Source organism: Paenibacillus sp. FSL R5-0912, assembly GCF_000758605.1.
Classification (GTDB): Bacteria; Bacillota; Bacilli; order Paenibacillales; family Paenibacillaceae; genus Paenibacillus_AQ.
This window is the reverse complement of the sequence record NZ_CP009282.1, coordinates 2392061-2411752: the sequence shown is the minus strand read 5'-3', so window position 1 is coordinate 2411752 and position 19692 is coordinate 2392061. Positions and strand designations below refer to the sequence as shown.

General features: G+C 51.3%; 22 protein-coding genes. 9 read left to right on the top strand and 13 right to left on the bottom strand.

Translation table 11 applies throughout. The features are described 5' to 3' along the window. Positions 1-89: 89 nt before the first annotated feature. Both R50912_RS10110 and R50912_RS10105 read right to left on the bottom strand, forming a co-directional pair. On the bottom strand, positions 90-1112 hold the full coding sequence (locus tag R50912_RS10110; protein WP_042234503.1) for an SDR family oxidoreductase: 1023 nt from the start codon (positions 1110-1112) through the stop codon (positions 90-92). Positions 1113-1129: 17 nt separating this feature from the next. After that, complete coding sequence (locus tag R50912_RS10105) at positions 1130-2068, bottom strand: aldo/keto reductase family protein (protein WP_042234500.1); 939 nt, start codon at positions 2066-2068, stop codon at positions 1130-1132. Between the two features lie 168 nt (positions 2069-2236). Between R50912_RS10105 and R50912_RS10100 the strand changes: the two genes are divergently transcribed. From R50912_RS10100 to R50912_RS10090, 3 genes are all read left to right on the top strand, one after another. After that, entirely contained in the window at positions 2237-2581 is a 345-nt protein-coding gene (locus tag R50912_RS10100) for a winged helix-turn-helix transcriptional regulator (RefSeq protein WP_042234497.1), read from the top strand. Positions 2582-2996: 415 nt separating this feature from the next. Further along, complete coding sequence (locus R50912_RS10095; protein ID WP_042234493.1) at positions 2997-3332, top strand: ArsR/SmtB family transcription factor; 336 nt, start codon at positions 2997-2999, stop codon at positions 3330-3332. A gap of 42 nt (positions 3333-3374) precedes the next feature. Next, positions 3375-4850: an MDR family MFS transporter gene (locus R50912_RS10090; protein WP_042234490.1), complete on the top strand. Its 1476-nt coding sequence runs from the start codon at positions 3375-3377 to the stop codon at positions 4848-4850. Between the two features lie 189 nt (positions 4851-5039). Here R50912_RS10090 and R50912_RS10085 read toward each other — a convergent pair whose 3' ends face one another. Further along, complete coding sequence (locus tag R50912_RS10085) at positions 5040-5639, bottom strand: TetR/AcrR family transcriptional regulator (RefSeq protein WP_042234487.1); 600 nt, start codon at positions 5637-5639, stop codon at positions 5040-5042. A gap of 117 nt (positions 5640-5756) precedes the next feature. Between R50912_RS10085 and R50912_RS10080 the strand changes: the two genes are divergently transcribed. Continuing rightward, positions 5757-6305 (top strand): hypothetical protein, encoded by a 549-nt coding sequence (locus tag R50912_RS10080; RefSeq protein WP_042234485.1) that lies wholly within the window; start codon positions 5757-5759, stop codon positions 6303-6305. Positions 6306-6441: 136 nt separating this feature from the next. Here the strand turns inward: R50912_RS10080 and R50912_RS10075 are convergent, their stop codons facing one another. Then, entirely contained in the window at positions 6442-7047 is a 606-nt protein-coding gene (locus R50912_RS10075; protein ID WP_042234483.1) for a DUF1349 domain-containing protein, read from the bottom strand. Positions 7048-7235: 188 nt separating this feature from the next. Between R50912_RS10075 and R50912_RS10070 the strand changes: the two genes are divergently transcribed. From R50912_RS10070 to R50912_RS10060, 3 genes are all read left to right on the top strand, one after another. After that, positions 7236-7601 carry a MerR family transcriptional regulator gene (locus tag R50912_RS10070; RefSeq protein ID WP_042234481.1) on the top strand — a complete coding sequence of 122 codons (366 nt, stop codon included), beginning with the start codon at positions 7236-7238 and terminating at the stop codon, positions 7599-7601. 18 nt (positions 7602-7619) lie between these two features. Beyond that, positions 7620-8381 carry an SDR family oxidoreductase gene (locus R50912_RS10065; RefSeq protein ID WP_042234479.1) on the top strand — a complete coding sequence of 254 codons (762 nt, stop codon included), beginning with the start codon at positions 7620-7622 and terminating at the stop codon, positions 8379-8381. A 163-nt stretch (positions 8382-8544) separates the two neighbouring features. Next, on the top strand, positions 8545-8757 hold the full coding sequence (locus R50912_RS10060; protein WP_042211670.1) for a hypothetical protein: 213 nt from the start codon (positions 8545-8547) through the stop codon (positions 8755-8757). A gap of 78 nt (positions 8758-8835) precedes the next feature. Here the strand turns inward: R50912_RS10060 and R50912_RS10055 are convergent, their stop codons facing one another. From R50912_RS10055 to R50912_RS10015, 9 genes are all read right to left on the bottom strand, one after another. Then, positions 8836-9654 carry a serine/threonine protein kinase gene (locus R50912_RS10055; protein WP_042242033.1) on the bottom strand — a complete coding sequence of 273 codons (819 nt, stop codon included), beginning with the start codon at positions 9652-9654 and terminating at the stop codon, positions 8836-8838. A 382-nt stretch (positions 9655-10036) separates the two neighbouring features. Then, positions 10037-10606, bottom strand: coding sequence for a manganese catalase family protein (locus tag R50912_RS10050; RefSeq protein WP_039306375.1), 570 nt, complete (start codon positions 10604-10606; stop codon positions 10037-10039). Between the two features lie 47 nt (positions 10607-10653). Beyond that, entirely contained in the window at positions 10654-10920 is a 267-nt protein-coding gene (locus tag R50912_RS10045; protein ID WP_042234476.1) for a spore coat protein CotJB, read from the bottom strand. Positions 10921-10923: 3 nt separating this feature from the next. Beyond that, positions 10924-11139, bottom strand: coding sequence for a spore coat associated protein CotJA (locus R50912_RS10040; protein ID WP_042135306.1), 216 nt, complete (start codon positions 11137-11139; stop codon positions 10924-10926). Positions 11140-11335: 196 nt separating this feature from the next. Next, a complete protein-coding gene (locus tag R50912_RS10035; protein ID WP_042234473.1) occupies positions 11336-12694 on the bottom strand; it encodes a hemolysin family protein in 1359 nt (452 codons plus the stop codon). Between the two features lie 18 nt (positions 12695-12712). Continuing rightward, the gene (gene yfkAB / locus R50912_RS10030) at positions 12713-13852 is read right to left on the bottom strand and encodes a radical SAM/CxCxxxxC motif protein YfkAB (RefSeq protein WP_042234471.1); all 1140 of its coding nucleotides are present in this window, start codon (positions 13850-13852) and stop codon (positions 12713-12715) included. Positions 13853-14061: 209 nt separating this feature from the next. Further along, entirely contained in the window at positions 14062-15165 is a 1104-nt protein-coding gene (locus tag R50912_RS10025; RefSeq protein ID WP_042234469.1) for an HD-GYP domain-containing protein, read from the bottom strand. Between the two features lie 151 nt (positions 15166-15316). After that, on the bottom strand, positions 15317-16144 hold the full coding sequence (locus R50912_RS10020) for an undecaprenyl-diphosphate phosphatase (RefSeq protein WP_042234467.1): 828 nt from the start codon (positions 16142-16144) through the stop codon (positions 15317-15319). A gap of 74 nt (positions 16145-16218) precedes the next feature. Beyond that, on the bottom strand, positions 16219-17658 hold the full coding sequence (locus R50912_RS10015; protein ID WP_042234465.1) for a bifunctional metallophosphatase/5'-nucleotidase: 1440 nt from the start codon (positions 17656-17658) through the stop codon (positions 16219-16221). Between the two features lie 152 nt (positions 17659-17810). Here R50912_RS10015 and R50912_RS10010 point away from each other — a divergent pair, with 152 nt between their 5' ends. Together R50912_RS10010 and R50912_RS10005 are read left to right on the top strand one after the other, a co-directional pair. Continuing rightward, positions 17811-18530 (top strand): molybdenum cofactor biosynthesis protein, encoded by a 720-nt coding sequence (locus tag R50912_RS10010; protein WP_042234462.1) that lies wholly within the window; start codon positions 17811-17813, stop codon positions 18528-18530. Positions 18531-18596: 66 nt separating this feature from the next. Beyond that, positions 18597-19637 (top strand): HD-GYP domain-containing protein, encoded by a 1041-nt coding sequence (locus tag R50912_RS10005; RefSeq protein ID WP_042234459.1) that lies wholly within the window; start codon positions 18597-18599, stop codon positions 19635-19637. Positions 19638-19692: the final 55 nt, after the last annotated feature.

Sequence of the window (19692 nt, the reverse complement as noted above, 5' to 3'; positions counted from 1 at the left end):
TTGACCTTTCTCCCGCTGCTCCCGCAATTGCAACACAAACAGGCGCCCTCCCATTAAGGCGGCACCTGTCTCTGCAAGCCATTCATATTTTAAGCATAGTAGGTGAGCAACTTCGGGTCCACCCCGTGCTTGGCAATTAACCCGTCCAGCATCTTGGACCAATCCTGATCCACCGTGCATAATTCAGGATGAGCTTCGAACCAGGCGACCGAGCGCTTCACCCCTTCGGCGAAGGGAGTGGTAGCTTCGTAATCAGGAACAAAGCGTTTAATCTTGCTGTTGTCGAACACACTGCTCACAGCCTGATCACCAATCAGCCCGTCCGCCGTCCCCGGCGGTGTGTTCGCGGCGATGAAGTCGGTTGAGATATGCACAACCTTCGGTTCTCTGCCTGCGGCCTCGCCGATAGCAGCATAAATCTGATTCCAGTTCAGCACTTCGTCAGAGGTAATATGAATCGCTTCCCCGATCGCCTCCGGATGACCCAGCAGCCCGACGAACCCTTTGGCAAAATCGGAATTATGCGTCAGCGTCCATAGGGAAGTGCCGTCACCGTGAATGACGAGCGGCTGGCCTTTGCGGATGCGTTCCACCAGCGACCATGGATTACTCCAACTGGTCAGTGCCGCCGGAATGGCCGTGTCTCCATAGGTATGGGATGGACGGACAATCGTAACCGGGAAGCCGCTGTTCTGATACGCCTCCAGCAGCAGCTGTTCAGAGGCAATCTTGTCCCTGGAGTACTGCCAGTACGGATTCACCAGCGGCGTTTCCTCAGTAATGAGATAATTCCGCTGCGGCTTCTGATAAGCGGAAGCGGAGCTGATATAGATGTACTGCTTTGTTTTCCCGGTAAATAAGGCAATATCCGTCTGTACATGCTCCGGTGTGAAGGCAATCCAGTCCACCACCACATCGAATTCGTAATCCTTGAGCGCCTCGGCCGACTTCTCCTTATCGCGGATATCCCCCTGAATCACCTGCGCGCCTTGCGGTACCAAGCTGCTCCGCTCACCACGGTTGAACAGATAAAGTTCTATTCCCCGTTCCACTGCCAGCCGGGATACGGCCTGGCTGATGAGTCCCGTACCTCCGATAAATAGAACCTTCATTCTGCATCCTTCCTCTCTTAGCCGATTATTTCTTCAATCCGGGTCAATACATCCTCAGGGAGCTCAATGCCCGAAGCCTTCACATTCTCTTCCACCTGTTCCGGACGGCTGGCGCCGACCAGGGCACTGGCTACATTAGGCTGACGCAGAATCCAGGCCAGCGCCAGATTACCTACAGAAATATCCAGCTCAGCGGCAATCGTGCCCAGCTCCTGAACCTTGGCGATTCTTTCCGCCGTAATTCCTTTACGCATCCATTCGAGCTTAGCGGCCCGGCTATCCTCTGGAATATCGGAGACCGAGCTGTATTTGCCGGTCAGCAGCCCCTGGGCCAGCGGCGAGAATACGACTTGTCCGATCCCTTTGCGTAGGCCAAGCGGAATAATCTCTTTCTCGATATAACGTTCGAACATATTGTAGATCGGCTGGTTGACCACAATATGATCCAGCAGATACCGGTCGGCAACCGCAAGGGCCTCGGCCATCTGCGCCGCCGTCCATTCACTTACGCCTACATAGAGCACCTTGCCCTGCCGGACCAGATCATCCAGCGCCCGCAGCGTTTCTTCAATGGGCGTTTCCGGATCATACCGGTGGCAATACAGCAGATCCACATATTCAGCACCCAGCCGTTTCAGACTGGCATGACATTGCTCGGTAATATGCTTGCGGGACAGGCCGCGGTCATTGGGACCGTCACCCATTACGCCGTATACTTTGGTCGCCAGCACATAGGATTCGCGCGGATAGCTGCTCAAGGTAGCACCCAGCACTTTTTCCGCTGCTCCTTTTTCATAAACATTAGCCGTATCAAAAAAATTAATGCCCTGGGAGTAAGCGGTTTCAATGGCCTTGACGGCATTGTCCTGTTCAACATATCCTCCGTAGGTCAACCAGCTTCCCAGGCTGATCTCACTGACTTTAAGTCCGGTTCCACCTAATCTGCGGTATTTCATGAATCCCTTGCTCCTCTCTGAATCCGGCCTGTTAGCCGGTTGCTCCATACACATGTTCATTCTAGAACAGATTGTATATAATAGAAAGAAGTGAAAAATAGTTTATTATATGTCATCCAGTATAGTTGCTATACTCTGGTATAGTGCCATGGAACAGGAGGAAATCCCTTGAAAGCAGCCAATTCTGCCAGTAATTATATCCCGAAGAACCCCATATTAATTGAATGCAACATAGAAAAAACGCTGGAGGTACTAGCCGGAAAATGGGCTTTCCTGGTACTGAGAGAGCTGCAGGGCGGCACGAAACGCTTTGGTGAGCTGCAGCGCAATATCGGTGGGATCAGCCCGCGCGCGCTGACCAGCACCTTGAGACACCTCGAAGAGCATGGAGTACTGGAACGATGCGTGTACCCGACCGTTCCGGTGACAGTAGAATATACACTGACTCCCAAAGGTGCGGATCTGCATCAGATCCTCAAGGAAATGAAGCTGTGGTCTGCCAAATGGACCTGAGAACGCACAGCTTGCGGTCAAATCGTAGTTTGTGCCCGGGGAACCATCTGGTTGCGCTCCATGAGCGCCCACACTTGTTCTGCCAGCTCTGCTGCTGAATACGGGGTGGCCCGGGTATGTAAGACAACAGGAATAGCCTGATAAAGCCGCACTCAGCTAACTGAATGCGGCTTTATTGTACTCATGTCCGCAGCCTTCATTGTTGCGGTAATCCGCCTCCGGCCTTTCAATTTACAAATTGTGGGTCTCGACTTTCTTTCCCAATGTGGTGTTTGCACGGAGAGCGTGATACTCTGTATTCGTCAAAAGCATTAATCCATTCAACCACCCGGCAAGGAAATACTCCACTGGTACTCATACCGGTTTTGCTTCAAAGGTTCAAATGATTAAACCATCAAACGAATGAGGGGATGCTATGATTAACCAGGACTACGGCACACAGCTGGTGGGCGAATTCAAAAAGAATCAGAAGGTTCTTACTGCTATCGGCGATGAGACCCGGCAAGCCATTATTGTTACGCTGATGCAGGGCACACAAATGCCCGGGATGCGGGTAGGAGAAATTACAGAACGGACCAATCTGTCCCGGCCGGCCGTTTCCCACCATTTGCGGATTTTGAAGGAAGCAGAGATCATCAATGTCCGTAAAAAGGGGACGATGAATTATTACCATCTGGACTCCGGAAGCACGCTCAAACAGCTTAAACCATTGTTTGAACAACTGGAAAGCTTGCTGCTGCAGTGTGAATAAAGTATGCCACAACCCATGATCACATCCATTAGGAGGTTCAATATGTCAACAAAATCCGCAACAGATCTGCCCGGCGAAGATCCGCAGTCGTTCAAAAGGATTATTATACCGCTCATTACTCTTATACTCGGCTGCTTCATGGTGCTGCTGGATGGTTCGGCAGTTAATGTCGCCCTGCCCAAGCTGTCGGGAGCCTTTGGTGCATCCCTGTCTAGTCTGCAATGGGTGATTACCGCTTATGTGCTTGCCACTGCAGCGGTAATCCCCCTGGCCGGATGGCTGTCCGACAAATTCGGCGCCAAGCGAATTTTTCTGTACTCCATCGCCTTCTTCACCCTCGGGTCCATCCTCTGTGCCATGGCAGCGGACTCTGCCATGCTAATTCTCTTCCGCATCATTCAAGGGGCCGGCGGCGGAATGGTGATGCCGATTGCCTTCGCCTTCGTCTATAAGCTCTCCCCTCCGGACAAAGTGGGGGCCATTATGGGCATCCTGGGAATCCCCGTCCTGCTTGCTCCGGCTCTTGGTCCAATCATCGCCGGATGGCTGGTCGATTATGCCTCGTGGCAATGGATCTTCATCATTAACATCCCGGTTGGCCTTCTGGCCATTGGCATAGGCCTGCGTTTCCTTCCGGACATTCCGCGCGAGCCGGTCACTGACTTTGATCTATGGGGAATCGTACTGGCCCCGATTGCTTTTGCCGGCTTATCCTATGGTGTAAGCGAAGGAGCAAACGGATGGACTTCATTTAACACTGTGACTGGTTTATCTATTGGCATTATCGCTTTGGTGCTATTTATCTTGGTCGAGCTTCGCCACAAACAGCCTATTCTGGAACTGCGTGTGTTCAAATCTATGGACTTCACCAAAGGCATCGTAATCCAATGGATCTTCCAGATCGCACTGTTCGGCTCCATGTTCCTGGTTCCGGTCTTTTTGCAGCAGGCCCAGAATTACAGCGCTTTTGACACAGGAATCATCATGCTGCCGCAAGCGATAGCAGCTGCTGTAATTATTTCCATCAGCGGAACCTTATTTGACAAAGTCGGCGCCCGTCCGCTGGTCATTGCGGGTATGACGTTTGTCGCTGTCTCCGCATTCATCTTAACCAGGGTCACAGCTGCCGATGGCGTCTCCGCGCTGATTCTTCCCCTGGCCCTGCTTGGAGCAGGAATGGGACTGTCCCTGATGCCGCTGAACACCCATCTGATTCAAGCTTCTCCGCCTAAGCTGGTGGGCCGGGTCACCTCGCTTACCAACGCTGCCCAACAGGTGATGAGCTCCTTTGCCATAGCCGGCTTAATGACCGTCCTTACCCGCACAATGAAAGGTTTCATGCCAGGTGACGGCATTCCAACACTGGATACTTGGACCAAAGCCTTCTCCGGTACGTTTATGGTGCTCGTATATATCGCCTCTATTGGTCTTATTCTGGGATTCCTCCTGAAGAAACCTGCGGCTCTTGAGGAAGGCGACAGTGCAGCACACCTCGAAACCGGCAAAAGCTTCATGTAAGTGACTGTCCCAATTAATTAAGCAAGCATTCTACTTCAAGGCCAAGACCCGGCAGCAGCGGTACTGCCATGGCATCACCAGCCACTTCGCCGATAAAGAAAAAGCAAAACCACACCTTAGTTTAAGATGTGGTTTTGCCTGATTTAACAATAACGTCTCGAAAAATATAACTTCTAGCAATATAGTAAATTACTGAGGCTGTTCACTACAGCAGATGGAATCCAGATGAACGTTCAGCACCCGGATTATCCGCTGTTTGTCCAGGCGTTCAGGCTCCAGCATCGCATGCAGGGCCAGTCCGTCGACCACGGCATACAGCCGCTCAGCTTCACTGTCCTTATCCAGCTCCTGCCGAAGCAGCTCATGCTGGTCCAGATAATCAATCAACTGGATGACAAGCGGATAGATAGCATCGCTAAGCTCATCATTAGGCTCCCCGGCAGACTTGAGATGGAAGATAAATGCGAACCATACCTCCATCTCAGCCATGCTGCTGTCATCTATGGGAAGAAGCTCCAGCAGTACCCTCTTAACCTGCTCCTTGGGGGGAAGATCAAGATTCATAATATCCACGATCCGTGCAGTTACCCTTTCCTTCACCAGATTCATTGCAAACACCAGCAATTCGTGCTGTGTGGAGAAATAATGGCGCAGCGCCCCCAGAGATACCCCCGCCTCAGCAGCAATATTTCGCACAGTTGCCCCTTTGATTCCCTGATGGATAATGACACGCCAGGTCGCTTCCGCTATATTCGATTTCCGCTCTGAATGATCCACAATTTTTGGCATGTGCACATTGTAGCATAAGCAGAATACGAAACACAATTTAAATAATACAGTTGTATTGTTTAAAGTTCACTGCTATACTTCCGTTATTACCAAAAATAATCCAACAAGAGGTGTATTATGAATCTGGTAGCATGGGCGATTGTCGCCTGCGAAGTGTTGTTCTGGGTTGTCATCCTTGCCGGCTTTACGGCACGTTATATCTTCAAGCGCAACACGTTGGGACTGATTTTCCTTGCGCTGACTCCGGTGCTGGACATCATTCTGCTGATCATCTCCGGTGTGGATCTGGCCGGAGGAGCTTCCGCTACGACGGCGCATGCGCTTGCGGCTGTGTACATTTCAGTGTCCATTGTGTTCGGTAAAAGCATGATCGCCTGGGCGGATGAACGCTTCCGCTACTATGTCACCAAGCAAGGGGCGCGGCCGGTCAAACGGTACGGCATGGAGCATGCCCGGCATTATTTCAAGGGCTGGGTGAAGCATCTGCTCTCTTTTGTGCTCGCCGCAGGTATTCTCTACGGACTCATTGTGTGGATTGACGACCCCGCCCGCACGGAAGCGCTGCTAAGCATTCTGACGGTATGGTCTGTTGTAGTCGGGATTGATCTGATCATCACCGTTACCTATTTCATCTGGCCCAGACAGGTAAAGGGCAACGCACGCTGAAACATTTCCCATACCGTCATCACGGTTAATTCACGGTTAATTCACGGTTTATTCACGGTTTATTCACGGCTTATTCACGGTTTATTCACGGTTTATTCACGGCTTATTCACGGCTTATTCACGGCTTATTCACGGCTTATTCACCCGCTCTTATATTTTTGACCGTCCGGTTCTCCAGTGTGAAATTCCGGTAGATTCTCTCTCCGCCTTCGCCTGTTGGGGCTTGTGCCAATAGTCCAACCTTGATCGTTTCTTCCGCCGGAAGGTTAAAGAAGCGCATCATATCAAACCTTACACCATCTGTCGAATAATGAAAGGCGAAGGCATTCCCGGACCTTGCGGCCTGCAGCCATACCTCATTGCCATCAATATTACAGCCATTGGCATCATCCGAGGTCTGATTTGTTACTACACTGACCACGGCGTGGGTATTGAAATCTGTCAGCTCAAAGCAGGCCTTGGCCCAGACCGTCAGGTCCTGCATCACCATAATGGAAGAGGAATCGTAGGTATCCCGGAAGTCATGGCTAACCTTCACCCGCAGCACGAAATCACCGGACACTTCTGTATAGAAGAAGGGTGCATTCGTCAGACTTTCAGGGGTAAGCCCTTCTTCAGCTATGGCACCGTTGTTGCAGAAAAAGTCGCTGTTAGCAGTGGCTTCTAATATAATAGCATCATCCTCAAACCTGATGTTCCCCTCATTCATCCACTTGTACGCCGGAAAATCCGCTGCATTCATTCAATATTCCTCCCATTTTTGGATAAATCTTATTTATCGGAAACGCATTCTCTTAATATAGCAAAGATATAAATTTATCTCAAAAAGTATATTTCATTAGTGTAAAAATATATGTGTTGACTTAAACCATGGTTCAAGTCGTATCCTATTCCTGTCGACAACTAACCAACTGCCATGGAGGTCTCCAGATGAAATATGTTTCCATTAGCGAAGCTGCAGCCCAGTTAGGGATTCCGGAATCAACGATTCGTTATTATGAGAAAAAGGGTTTATTGCCACAGATGGAGCGTGATGAAGCCGGGAGGCGGATATTCTCGGAGAATCGTATTGCTTTCCTTAAGATCATTATTTATTTGAAAAATACGCATATGCCCATCTGCAGTATCCGGCAATATGTGGACTGGATGTTAGAAGGGGACAGCACGACTGAACTCCGGCTTAGAATGTTTCAGGAGCATAAGCAGGCTGTGCTGGCGGAAATTGCGCTCATGACAGAATCCTTGCAGGGCATCGACAAGAAAATCGTACGGTATACCAATTATTTATCAAAATAATGGAGAAGAGGTACCACAATGAAACTTTCAGGAAATACAATCCTTATTACAGGCGGAGGCTCGGGAATCGGGCTCGCTTTTGCCGAACGCTTCATCAATGGCGGGAATACAGTCATCAGTACCGGGCGGCGTGAACAGGTCCTGCAGGATGCCAAAGACAAGCTCCCCGGCCTGATTACCCGTGTAAGTGATTTGAATATAGAATCCGAGCGTACCGCCTTGTTCGACTGGGTAACTGCGAACTATCCGGAAATAAATGTATTAGTGAACAATGCCGGGACCCAGCAGCGCTTCAATGTACTCAAGGCAGATGCGAGAAACAACTGGGCTTATTTCAATCAAGAAATCACAACTAACCTTGAAGCCCCTCTTCATCTGGCGATGCTGTTCGCTCCATTATTCGCAGCACGGGAAGCGGCGGCTATCCTGAGCGTCACCTCCGGCCTAGCCTTCACACCGTTTGCCATTGGCCCGATCTATTCAGCGACGAAGGCGGCGCTTCATTCGTTCAGCATGAGTCTCAGACTCCAGCTCTCTGATACCTCTGTAGAAGTGATTGAGATTGCTCCTCCGGCGGTGAATACAGATCTCGGCGGAAGCGGGCTGCATGTCCACGGCGAACCGTTAGATGCGTTCACGGATGGAATCTTCCAGGGATTAGCCGAAGGACTGCAGGAGATCGGCTACGGCACTTCGGTGGACCGGCTGCGCATGTCACGGGATAAGATCGACGAATATGCTGACAATATGTATCAGGCAATGAAGAGTTATATTGAATAACATAATCATTGCGAGCATTACGCTTGGTATACAAACAACCCCGCCGCAAATGGACGGGGTTTAATTTTTATTGAAACCAGCCGCGTACGGAAGCCGTAGTACGGGTAACTAACGATTAAAGCCGCACTGCAATGGCTACTACAACCTTAGAGGAGGAAACAAGATGTTTAAGAAAATTCTTGGTAAAGTCCTGCACTCCGTGGAGCAGTCCAAACATGGCGGACACCGCAGGCATTCGAGCAGCAACAAAGGGAGGCCAGTATCCAGAAGGCATTCAAGCAGCAGCCACGGATACAAGCGGCATTCCTCTTCAGATGCCCGCCGCGGAGGAACCGGACATAAATACTATAAGAACCGTTACGGCAGTTCAAGCTGAAGCTGGCTTGATTTCTTCATACACAGTCAAAAGGCGCCTCTTAGCATTTGGCTGAGGGCACCTTTTTTTGAACAGATATCATCGCAGCAGACTCTTATACAATTCTCCGGCCTCACGCATAAATCCAGCTGTGTCCGGATAGGTCTCCTGCTCCCCAAGCAGCCGGGACAGTATCTGCAGCATTCCCGGCGATAGCTCCAGCTCTTCCCGCCAGCTCCGCTCCGCCCCTCCCCGTACTGGCACATAACCGGAATACAGCATGAACAGCATCAGTTGTCCTACATCGTACAAATCCGAGGCGATCACCGGCGGCCTACGTTCCGGCAGCTCTTTCTCCCTCGGCTTCAGCAGCCAGGGTACGGTATCCGCCTCTCCTATTTGTGCGGCCAATCCGAAATCAATTAAGTACAGATCTTCATTCTGGAGAATCACATTGGGAATCCGCAGATCGAGGTGAACGTATCCGCGCGAATGGACATGGGCAACCCGATCCATCAGTTTCAGCGTTGTGGCCAGACATTCCCGCTCACCATAGACGATCTGTTCATCAAAGATCAGATCCTCCAGCGTCTTCCCCGCAATATAATCGGTAACCAGCCAATTCGAGCCTTTATATTTGAAATAATCGCGGTATTTAAGAATATTAGGATGATCCATTGCCTGTAAAATAGCACCCTCCCTGGCAAGCAACGCCCGGCCAACCGCTTTCTTGCTGGGTCTGGACTGTTTAATCGCAAAGAGAGCGCCATTCCTTGAATCATAGCAGAGGTACGTCAGCCCGTAGCTGCCTTCTCCCAGCAAAGCCTCAATTGTATAATGCCCGCCAATCACAGCCCCTTCCGGGAAGGGATAATCCCGCCAGGCCCGGATGAATCCGCGCCACCGTTCAAATGCCATAACCATTATGCTCCCCTTTCCACTATCCGCATCCTGCACCAGATTGATCATCAGTAGCAGTATTATCTCACAGATGGCTGTATCTGGCACCGAGGCACGGCAGGTCAGCACAAAGGCAGGGCGTTAACTACAGAAAAAAGAGACTATCCAACCAGCCATTTCATAGCTTTTGGAACAGCCCCTAGTTATGTATCATAAATGTTGTACGTTTTACAGCTTTGCTTCCAAGTTGCCCTGGGGTTCGCGAGGATTCCTGTATGAAATACAACAATTATCCCGCATAGCCGCATAAACAAGCAGAAATCCTGCCTTTTGTACAACAATTTCCGGTTAGGCTCGAATCCATGAGCGAAATGTTGTATTTTGGGCAGGATTAAGCTCCTCAGAACACCTTCTTCTTATCCCGTTCCTCAATCAATATCTGCACAGACTCCTTAAATCTTAGCGCATGCACGATTTCCCGCTCCCGCAGGAACTTGAGGCTGTCCTGCAGATCCACATCATCCGTCATGTCGATCAGCCACTGGTATGTAGCCCGGGCCTTTTCTTCGGCGGCAATGTCCTCATACAGGTCAGCGAGCGGATCACCCTTGGCTTGGATGTAGGCGGCTGTCCACGGCACCCCTGCCGAGTTCTGGTAGAACAGCGCATGATCCCGCTGCGCGTAGTTCGGACCGAGTCCCGCCGCCTCAAGCTCACTGATCGAAGCGTCCTTGGTCAGTTTATAGATCATGGTGGCAATCATTTCCAAATGGGCAAATTCTTCAGTCGATATATCCGTTAATACGCCGATGACCTTATCGGGAATCGCATACCGCTGATTCATATACCGCAGTGCCGCCGCCAGTTCTCCATCTGCCCCGCCGTATTGCTCCATCAGATAACGCGCCATCCGCACATCGCATTTGCCGACACGCACCGGGTATTGCAGCTTTTTCTCATAAATCCACATTCGTGCACTTCCCCCTCCTTAGACTTATTCATTCCTCACCCGGGCCGCTAGACTTGCCAAGGCCAGGGACTCTGACTCCATTGCCACGGACATTTGGAATACGCGCGGCCGAAGTTCTGCAACGGGCCGTATAGCTCCTGGAACTGGCTCGCCAGCTTCGTTCGTTCGAAGGTCAGCTGATTAAATTGCTCAATGGCCTTCAGATCCTCAGGATGGGTATCCAGATACAGATTCAGCTCCACCAGTGCGAAATCGAGCACCTGCAGCTGCTCCAGCATTTCGTAATAGCGGGGTTCGCAAGGATTTGCTTCCATCGCCTACTTCCCTCCTTTGGACTTGGACTCATACGGGCTGAACAGCGCGGGCCATAGCGTTCCGTACTTCAGCGCTTCAGGCAGGGAGAACTGCGGCAGATTCGGGGGCTGGAAATTAATGAATTGGTTCGGCGGTACTACATACGTCTTGAACGGCACCGGCGGACAGGGATCAAACGGTCCCCTATACGGTGTCCATACACGTTCCTGGGAGTTCAATGTTTCATTCCTCCTCAAAGTTTGATGAGCTTCGTTTCATGGATGTCATATCTGATAGTTACCTTCATAACTAATTTATGACAGCTCTAAGGGATATCAGAACGCAATTGCAAAAAAACAGGGCACACCAGCAGCCATTAGCGGCTGCCAGTGTACCCTGTTACAATTTAACTCTTTATTTCAGCAATTGCCCTGCTTACTCTTTCTCTTCTTCCGTATCTTCTGCATCCTCTGCGGACTCCGGCGGATTCGCCCGGTGGATATTAATCCGGGTAATCCGCAGCCGGGTGGACTCCTCCACCTCGAAGGTGACGTCGCCGACCACTACCTGTTTGCCTTTGGACGGATTGCCCTCCAGCTCCTTGAATAGCCAGCCGCCAATCGAATCCACTTCTTCATCTTCGATGATGACACCTGTAAGATCATTCACGTCTTCGATCAGCATGCGGCCTTCAACGGAAATGTATTCGCCGTTGCGCTCCACACTGGGGCGTTCATCCTCAAACTCATCATGCAGATCGCCGACAATCTCCTCTAGGATCTCTTCAGCCGTCAGCAGTCCCGCAGTCCCGCCATATTCATCTACGACCAGGGTTAGTTGGGCTTTGTTCTTCTGCATCAGACGGAGCGCATGGCTGATCTCCATCGATTCCGGCACATTCAGAATCGGCCGGACCAGTGAAGCCAGGTCATTCTGCTGCTCCAGCGGTGCGAAGAGGAGATCTGTAATATGGATGAAGCCGATAATCCGGTCCTTATCCTCGAAGGCTACCGGATACCGGGAATGCTTCGTTTCTGTAATGATCCGCATATTGTCCTCCAGCGGGAGATTGCTGTACAGTACATCCATATCCGTACGCGGGAGCATGACTTCACGGGCCAACAGATCGGAGAATTCGAAGATATTGTCCATCAGCTTCATCTCGTCCTTGTCGATAACCCCGCTCTTCGCACTCTGATTCATCAGGATACGGATCTCCTCTTCCGAGTGGGCAGCTTCGGCTTCACTGGCCGGTTCAACCCCCACCAGCCTCAGCAGTGCATTAGCCGACGCATTCAGCACCCAGATGAAGGGGAGGAACACATTATAGAAGAACATCAGCGGAGCGGACAGCAGCAGCGCTGAGCCTTCAGTTTTTTGAATCGCCAGGGACTTCGGTGCAAGCTCACCCAGCACAATATGTAAGAAGGTAATAATCGAGAAACCGATAATCACAGATACCGTAGAGATCAGGGTCTGATCCGAAACGCCTAGCTGATACATCAGCGGTTCAACCAGCAGCTCAGAGATCGCCGGTTCTCCGACCCAGCCGAGTCCCAGCGAGGCGAGCGTAATCCCAAACTGGGTGGCAGACAGATATGAATCCAGTCTTTTATTGACCTTCAGCGCATACCCGGCCATTTTGTTCCCTTCGCTGACGAGCTGAGTCAGACGTGATTGTCTGACCTTTACCAGCGAAAACTCCGCCGCAACGAAGATTCCATTCAATAATACGAGCACCAGAACGAGCAAAAGATTAAGCAATAAGCTTCCTATGTCAAATTCCGTATGCACTATAATAACGCCCCATTTCTACAGAGTGATCGCTTTTCTTGTCTTGAAATCAACCTCAGGATAATACATATCGGCTACCAGAAGGTTGGGCCCGCAGCAGCCGGCGGCATCGCAGTGGCAATTCACTTTCTGATTCAGCGGATGCTTAGTCTGCCACTCGGTAAAAATGTCATCCAGCCTGGTGCTGCTGATATTGCCAAATGCAGAAATATCGGCGAAATCTGTTACGAATACATCGCCCGTAAATAAATTCACGTTCACCCGGTTTCTTCCGTCCGGGTCGTTGCGCAGGGTAACATTCTTCTCACTGCGCAGTCTGCGCAGCAGCTGCTGGTCTTCCTCGAGGAAGCTGCAGGCGAAGAACGGCAGTGTGCCGAACAGCATCCACATCTCAGGGTCACGGGCATCCAGCAAGGAATGTATGGCTGCATTCATCTCTCGAAGTGACAATACGGGCAGCTTCGAAGCAAAGCTGGAAGCATACATCGGATGCACCTCATGGCGTCTTGCCCCCATCTCCCCGATCAGCTTGTGGATCTCTGGAAGCTTGGTATGCGTACGGTAATTAATCATCGACTCCGCGGAGATCAGCATACCGTCATCGCTAAGCCGGCGGGAATTCTCCAGCATGGTGTCATACAGCCGGTAGGCAGCTTCCTTCGAGACCGGATGTCCGCTGTTCGCGAAGCCCACCTCATGAAAGTCATCCCCGTTAACATAGTTGAAAGAGATGTGCATGACATCGAGGTATGGAAGCAGCTGCTCATAACGGGAATACGGCATGGTAAGATTGGAGTTGATCTGAGAACGGATGCCCCGCTCACGTGCATACTTCAGCAGCGGGACGATGGTGTTCTCCACCGTTCCGGCACGGAACATCGGCTCCCCGCCGGTGATGCTGATAGTCTGCAGATGCTCTACCTCTTCCAGACGGCGCAGCATATTGGGGAGTGGCAGCAGCTCCCCTTCTTTCATAGTCAGGCTGTCTCCAACAGCGCAGTGCTCACAGCGCATGTTGCACAGATTGGTCACCGTCATCTCTACGCTGGTCAGCACATGCCGCCCGTGCTGGCGAAGAGAGGTAATCGGATCCCAGGGATCGTACTCCGGCGACAGCTCTTGTACAGGTATTGACGATGATGGCTCTAATATACTCATTTCTTGATGCTCCTTTAATGCTTATTCCTTATTATTAACCCAAAACAAATGAAAAAGAACGATAACTTACGCTATATCATACCACGACAAGTGAAAAACTGCGCATCTGCCGCTGATTTGCTGTAATTTCAAAAAAACAGCAAGGCAGAGAACACAGCTCCGCAGCCAAGCGGACGCCTGTATTCTTTCCTCGCTGCTAACAACGCCTATCAAGTGCTCTTCACTATAATTTCTCCGCCATCAGTCACATCTACAATGACTACAGAGAGGGCCTTGCCCAGATCATGCTCATATGGGGTGACCGGTTCCCCTTCCGGGCCGTTAAGCACGCGTACAACAGGTCTGTGCGGTATGCTGGGATCAATCTTGACCACAACACCGCTCTCGCCGGTGCTAAGCTTGACGGTAAGCCCCAGAGGGTAGATCGCCACACGGTCTCTGAAAATCTCCAGCTGCTTCTGCTCATACAACGTGCCGGAGCCGACATACAGCGCCTCGACCGCCTGATGCGGCAGCATGGCTTTTTTGTAGATCCGGTTGGAGGTCATCGCATCATAGGAATCCGCCACACCCAGCCACTTCGCATATTCATGAATCTGCGGACCGGTCAAACCGCGCGGGTAGCCGGAACCGTCGATCCGCTCATGATGCTGCAGTGCACAATGGGCCGCGAGCAGCGGGATATTCGGCTCTTCCTTAAGAATCCGGTAACCGATTTCGGTATGCGCCTGCATGTGCTTGAATTCATCTTCACTGAGCATCCCGGGCTTCTGAACAATTTTGACCGGAATCTGTGTCTTGCCGATATCATGCAGCAGCGAACCGAGTCCGATGACCCGCAGTTCTTCCTTGCTGTAGCCATGGGCAATGCCAAGCACCAGTGTGTAGAGGCATACGTTCAGGGAATGCACATACAGATAGTTGTCTGCGGTGTGCATATCCAGCAGCATAATCATCGGATCTTCCTGAGCCGACATATCGTCCAGTATGGAATCCATCACTTTGGAGAACTTCTTATCCAGATGATAGAAGCCTTTGGTAATTCCCGAAGCGCCGGACATTTGCTGAAATTGATTTCTGATTACCTTGAGCGCCTGATTTCGCGTCTCATCCTGCAGCATTCCGGGAATCACGACATCTTCCGTGACGGAATCCTCTATATAGATATAGCCGATATCGATCCTAGCGAGCCGCTTGATCAGGGCATCAGTAAGCTCTACTCCATCAGCGAGCAGAACCAGTCCTTCATCACTATAAATTTTTTTACCCAGCTTCATTCCCGCCTGAAGCCGATTCACGGATACTAAACGCACCTTGGCTCACTCCTGCCTTTAACGGTAAATTGCTATTCTGTTTCGGAATCCTTGAGTTAAACGCTGTGCCTATACCGTTACCTTGAGCGACCGGACAAGCGCATGTATGTAAGACTGCCTCTCTTGCCCGGTAATGCTAAGCCGGGTGAGCTTAACGCATAACAAACAGCCAGAAGACGGCCGCAAGTATGAACCGGTAGATCGCGAAATGGGTCGGTCTGATCTTCTGGATCAATCTCATAAACAGAACAACTACCACATAGGCCACCACGAAAGAAATCACGAAGCCAATGGCGAAATACCAGATGGTATCATTCGTGAAATTGCGGTAGGAATCCAGCAGTTCATAGCCCGAGGCTGCACACATAATCGGAATCGCGATGAGGAAGGAGAAATCCGCCGAAGCCTTGTAGCTGACCCCGCTGAGCATCCCCCCGGAGATCGTCGAACCGGAACGGGAGAACCCTGGCCAGAGCACGGAAATAATCTGATAGAGTCCGATCGCCAGCGCCTGCCCGTAGGACAGATCATCCAGCTCATGCGCGGTCACACGAATCTTGCGTTTGTTCACCCATTCCGCGATAATCATCAGAATCCCGCCGGCCACCAGTGCCCAGAGAACCGTAGATGCACCGAACAGGCCTTTGATGAAATCACGGGCGAAAAAGGCTACTGCGAGCGCAGGCACAATACCCAGCATCACATGAATCAGGTTCAGGCGTGATGCCGGCATAACTCCGCCTCTGCTTCTGCCGCTGCGGCCGATCCCCAGCAGATTCAGAATCCGCTGGCGGTAGACAATGGCAATGGCCAGAATGGCCCCAAGTTGAATGACAATCTCATACGTCTTCATAATGGAATCCTGCTCGTCAAACCCCAGCAGCTTCGTGGTAAGAATCATGTGTCCCGTTGATGATACCGGGATAAACTCGGTTATTCCTTCTACAATTGCCAGAATTATTGCTGTAATTGTATCCATATAATCCTCCTGATCTAGTCAATGAAATCTGATGCAGCTATGACTACTAATGTTTGTATGGATTGCGGGATGTATCAGGTGGTCAGACTCACCCAGCGGGCAACTTCGCTCTCATCGAGACTCCCCGGGCGCTGGAGCTCCATCCGCAGCAGATCGCGCAGGAAATGAGGCAGCAAATAGACAGGCTCCCGGCCATTCGCTATACTCTCATACCCGGTGCGGAATGTGAACATATCCAGCGTACCGACACTATACTCCCGTCCGTCTTCCAGCTTTTCTCCGCCGACAAAAATTGCAATACCGTTATCATACGGCATGACCCTTGGATCGTACAAGATTTTTAATCCGTCGACAGCCAGACTGCCCAGCATATTCCCCCGGAATCCATAGCCGTAGATTACCTTATTGCGGTATTCCTCCATTAGACTCTGTTCCAGCGCAATGCGGATATCCTTGCCGGTAAGCTGCACAATGCACGGATTAATCGGGGAAGGGCATAGGGCATGCAGCATGCCTGCCGTAATATTACCCTCCGGCAGGGGGCCGAGCAGCTGCCCGGAATTGACAAGCGAGAAGGAGCTGCCCGTAAAGCGGCGGACAGCCTGTGCCAGCAGGTTGCCAAACGGTGATTCGCCCTGCAGGTCGAGCGGCAGCCCGCGGTCGCTGATGGCAACGGTCTCCTGCAGCACCTCACGGCCACGCTGCAGGTGAATTGCTGCCGCCGGAGCGATGATCTCTTCAGTCAGCGCGCCATTGACTGCGGTACATCCCCCTTCAGCCAGCCGGAAGGCTCCGCCCGGCTGTTCACGCTCAAATACCAGCCGTCCGAGATACCGGCCGAACTTACCGGCTCCGCATACGGCCGTGCCGTCTATCATCTGCGGCTTCTCCAGCATATGGTGGGTGTGCCCGCCAAGAATGGCATGTACCCCTTCCAGATTCTCTGCCAGCTTCTGATCCGCAGGCAGCCCCAGATGGGATAGAATGATCAGAATATCTACTTGAGGGGCCAGCAGCAGACACTGCTCGCGCAGCGCTTCTTCAGGGTCCAGCACATCCCAGCCCAGCAGGGAGTAGAAGGAAGTGAAGGCTGCCGTGGCACCGGTCAGCCCGATCTTAATCCCGTCTTTCTCCAGGATGGCATGACGCTGCATCCAGTGCGGAGGCTCCCCGGTTGCAGACTCCAGGAAGTTGCAGCACACCACAGGACACTGGATGCCGGTGAATATAGCCGAGAGCATCTCCTGTGAGAAGGTAAGGCCTTCGTTGTTGCCGATAGTTACAGCATCATATCCGGTCAGATTCATAATATCGATGTTAGCCTGCCCCATCGTGCCTTCCGTCTCTACAGCAGCCCTGTCCATATGGTCCCCGATATCCAGCAGCAGCACCGGACCTTCGCCTGCAGCAGCCTTCATTGCAGAAATCTCTGCCGCTACAGGACTCATCATTTCATAATGGCTATGTATGTCATTGGTATGAAGAATGGTTAATCTTTGCGGCTCAGGCTTCATAAGCTTGCTTCCCTCCCACTTGTACAGCCGTTTATAGTGTAAGCGGCAGGCTTGTGCTCTTCTAGAGTTAGCATAACATTTTCAGGCTCAATATGGTATATTGTAATCATTATAAGCTGTCCTAACTTATGTAACTAAGAGGTGATTAAATCATGCATGTGTCCATTCGACTGTTTGCGGGTCTGGCCGAAGTCATCGGCTCCTCTACTCTGACATTCCATGCCCATGAGTCGCCTTTGACAGCCGGCAAACTGAAAGAACTGCTCTCCGCTTCATATCCCGATGCCGCTCCGCAGATCAATGTATCCCTGGTTGCCGTTGACCGGGAATATGCGCCGGATGATACAGAGATTGCCGAAAGCTCCGAGGTGGCATTGATCCCGCCCGTGTCCGGCGGAGAACCTGAAGCTGACGAGACAGCAGACGGCCTGTTCAGCATTACGGATCAGCCCTTGAAGGCTGAGCTGCTCCTGGAGAAGGTACAGGATGTTAACCACGGAGCCTCACTCCTCTTTGTAGGCACCACCAGGGAGATGACTGGAGATCAACAGACAACCGCCCTTCATTATGAAGCTTATGTACCCATGGCACTGAAGAAGCTGCAGGAAATAGGCCTCCAGATTCAGGAACGCTGGCAGGCTCACTGCGCAATTGCACACCGGATCGGGCTCGTAGGGCTCAAAGAAGCCAGTGTTGTCATTGCCGTATCCGCACCGCACCGTGATACCTGTTATGAGGCTAGCCGTTACGCCATTGAGGCGCTAAAAGTCTCAGTCCCCGTATGGAAAAAGGATATCCGGGATTCAGGCTCACAGTGGCTCGGGAAAGATCTCCAGGCTGAAGAATCCTCCAGCTATAAACAGTACTCCTAAACCATTGAATATTCCCGACTTTGTTGCTATGCTGGAAAAAATCGCTATAGTAAGGTGGCATATTCATTGAGAGTACACGTCATGGATCTAAAACCGGGTGATCATCTGCGGATGGATACCTTCAGCTCACGAGGGCTGCATGTACTCCCCAAAGGATCGCGACTCCAGTTAGAGGAGATCGCCAAGCTGATACAGCATGGCGTAGATTATGTTGATATTGAAACGGTGCAGGAAGAACCCGCACCCTCAAGCAGGTCCTCAATCATCCAGGCTGCCTCCAGCAGCTTCGACATCATGATCGATGGTTTTGAATCTCTATATATGGAAGCACTCACTAAGGGAAGCTTCAATCAGTCCGTTGTAGACGATATCCTCCAGCCGACGTTATCCACGCTCGACAAACACAAAGATGTCGTCTCACTCCTTCTGCTGCTTGACCGGGAAGACAATTATACCTACAACCATTCCCTGCAGGTAGGGATGCTATCCTATTATATTGCCTCCTGGCTGGGATATTCCAAGGCGGAGTGTTATGAGATCGGCCGTGCAGGATACCTGATCGATATCGGCAAATGCCGGATCTCCCCTGATATTCTGAACAAACCCGGCAAGCTGACCGCTGCCGAATTCGACAAAATCAAACTACATACGGTTTACGGGTACGAAATCATTCAGAATTCCATGAACGATCCTTTCACAGCTTTAGTCGCCTTGCAGCATCATGAACGTGAAGACGGCTCCGGCTACCCGCATCAGCTTACCAAGAACGATATTCATCCTTATGCCCAGATTGCAGCGGTCGCCGATATATACAGCGCCATGACCTCCCACCGTGTCTACCAGTCCAAGCAGGAACTGATTTCCGTACTGCGCGAGATCAACTCACTCAGCTTCGGCAAGCTGAACGGCAAACCGGTACAAGCTTTCATTCAGCATCTCATGCCTAATTTCATCGGCAAACGCGTACTGCTCAGCACCGGAGATATGGGTGTAATCATCATGAACAACCCGCTGGATGTCTTCCGTCCGCTCGTACAGAGCGAAGGCAAATTCCTTGATTTGTCGCGCGAACGCAAAATTGCGGTCGTGGAGATCTATATGGAATAGGCCGGTTACATATAAATTCATGCAAAAAGGAGACTCCTGAACCCGGATACGGCTT

Coding starts and splice junctions, on each gene's coding strand:
- R50912_RS10110 (WP_042234503.1), bottom strand. CDS start 1,112: ATGAAGGTTCTATTTATCGGAGGTACGGGACTCATCAGCCAGGCCGTA.
- R50912_RS10105 (WP_042234500.1), bottom strand. CDS start 2,068: ATGAAATACCGCAGATTAGGTGGAACCGGACTTAAAGTCAGTGAGATC.
- R50912_RS10095 (WP_042234493.1), top strand. CDS start 2,997: ATGATTAACCAGGACTACGGCACACAGCTGGTGGGCGAATTCAAAAAG.
- R50912_RS10090 (WP_042234490.1), top strand. CDS start 3,375: ATGTCAACAAAATCCGCAACAGATCTGCCCGGCGAAGATCCGCAGTCG.
- R50912_RS10085 (WP_042234487.1), bottom strand. CDS start 5,639: ATGCCAAAAATTGTGGATCATTCAGAGCGGAAATCGAATATAGCGGAA.
- R50912_RS10080 (WP_042234485.1), top strand. CDS start 5,757: ATGAATCTGGTAGCATGGGCGATTGTCGCCTGCGAAGTGTTGTTCTGG.
- R50912_RS10075 (WP_042234483.1), bottom strand. CDS start 7,047: ATGAATGCAGCGGATTTTCCGGCGTACAAGTGGATGAATGAGGGGAAC.
- R50912_RS10070 (WP_042234481.1), top strand. CDS start 7,236: ATGAAATATGTTTCCATTAGCGAAGCTGCAGCCCAGTTAGGGATTCCG.
- R50912_RS10065 (WP_042234479.1), top strand. CDS start 7,620: ATGAAACTTTCAGGAAATACAATCCTTATTACAGGCGGAGGCTCGGGA.
- R50912_RS10060 (WP_042211670.1), top strand. CDS start 8,545: ATGTTTAAGAAAATTCTTGGTAAAGTCCTGCACTCCGTGGAGCAGTCC.
- R50912_RS10055 (WP_042242033.1), bottom strand. CDS start 9,654: ATGGCATTTGAACGGTGGCGCGGATTCATCCGGGCCTGGCGGGATTAT.
- R50912_RS10050 (WP_039306375.1), bottom strand. CDS start 10,606: ATGTGGATTTATGAGAAAAAGCTGCAATACCCGGTGCGTGTCGGCAAA.
- R50912_RS10045 (WP_042234476.1), bottom strand. CDS start 10,920: ATGGAAGCAAATCCTTGCGAACCCCGCTATTACGAAATGCTGGAGCAG.
- yfkAB (WP_042234471.1), bottom strand. CDS start 13,852: ATGAGTATATTAGAGCCATCATCGTCAATACCTGTACAAGAGCTGTCG.
- R50912_RS10020 (WP_042234467.1), bottom strand. CDS start 16,144: ATGGATACAATTACAGCAATAATTCTGGCAATTGTAGAAGGAATAACC.
- R50912_RS10015 (WP_042234465.1), bottom strand. CDS start 17,658: ATGAAGCCTGAGCCGCAAAGATTAACCATTCTTCATACCAATGACATA.
- R50912_RS10010 (WP_042234462.1), top strand. CDS start 17,811: ATGCATGTGTCCATTCGACTGTTTGCGGGTCTGGCCGAAGTCATCGGC.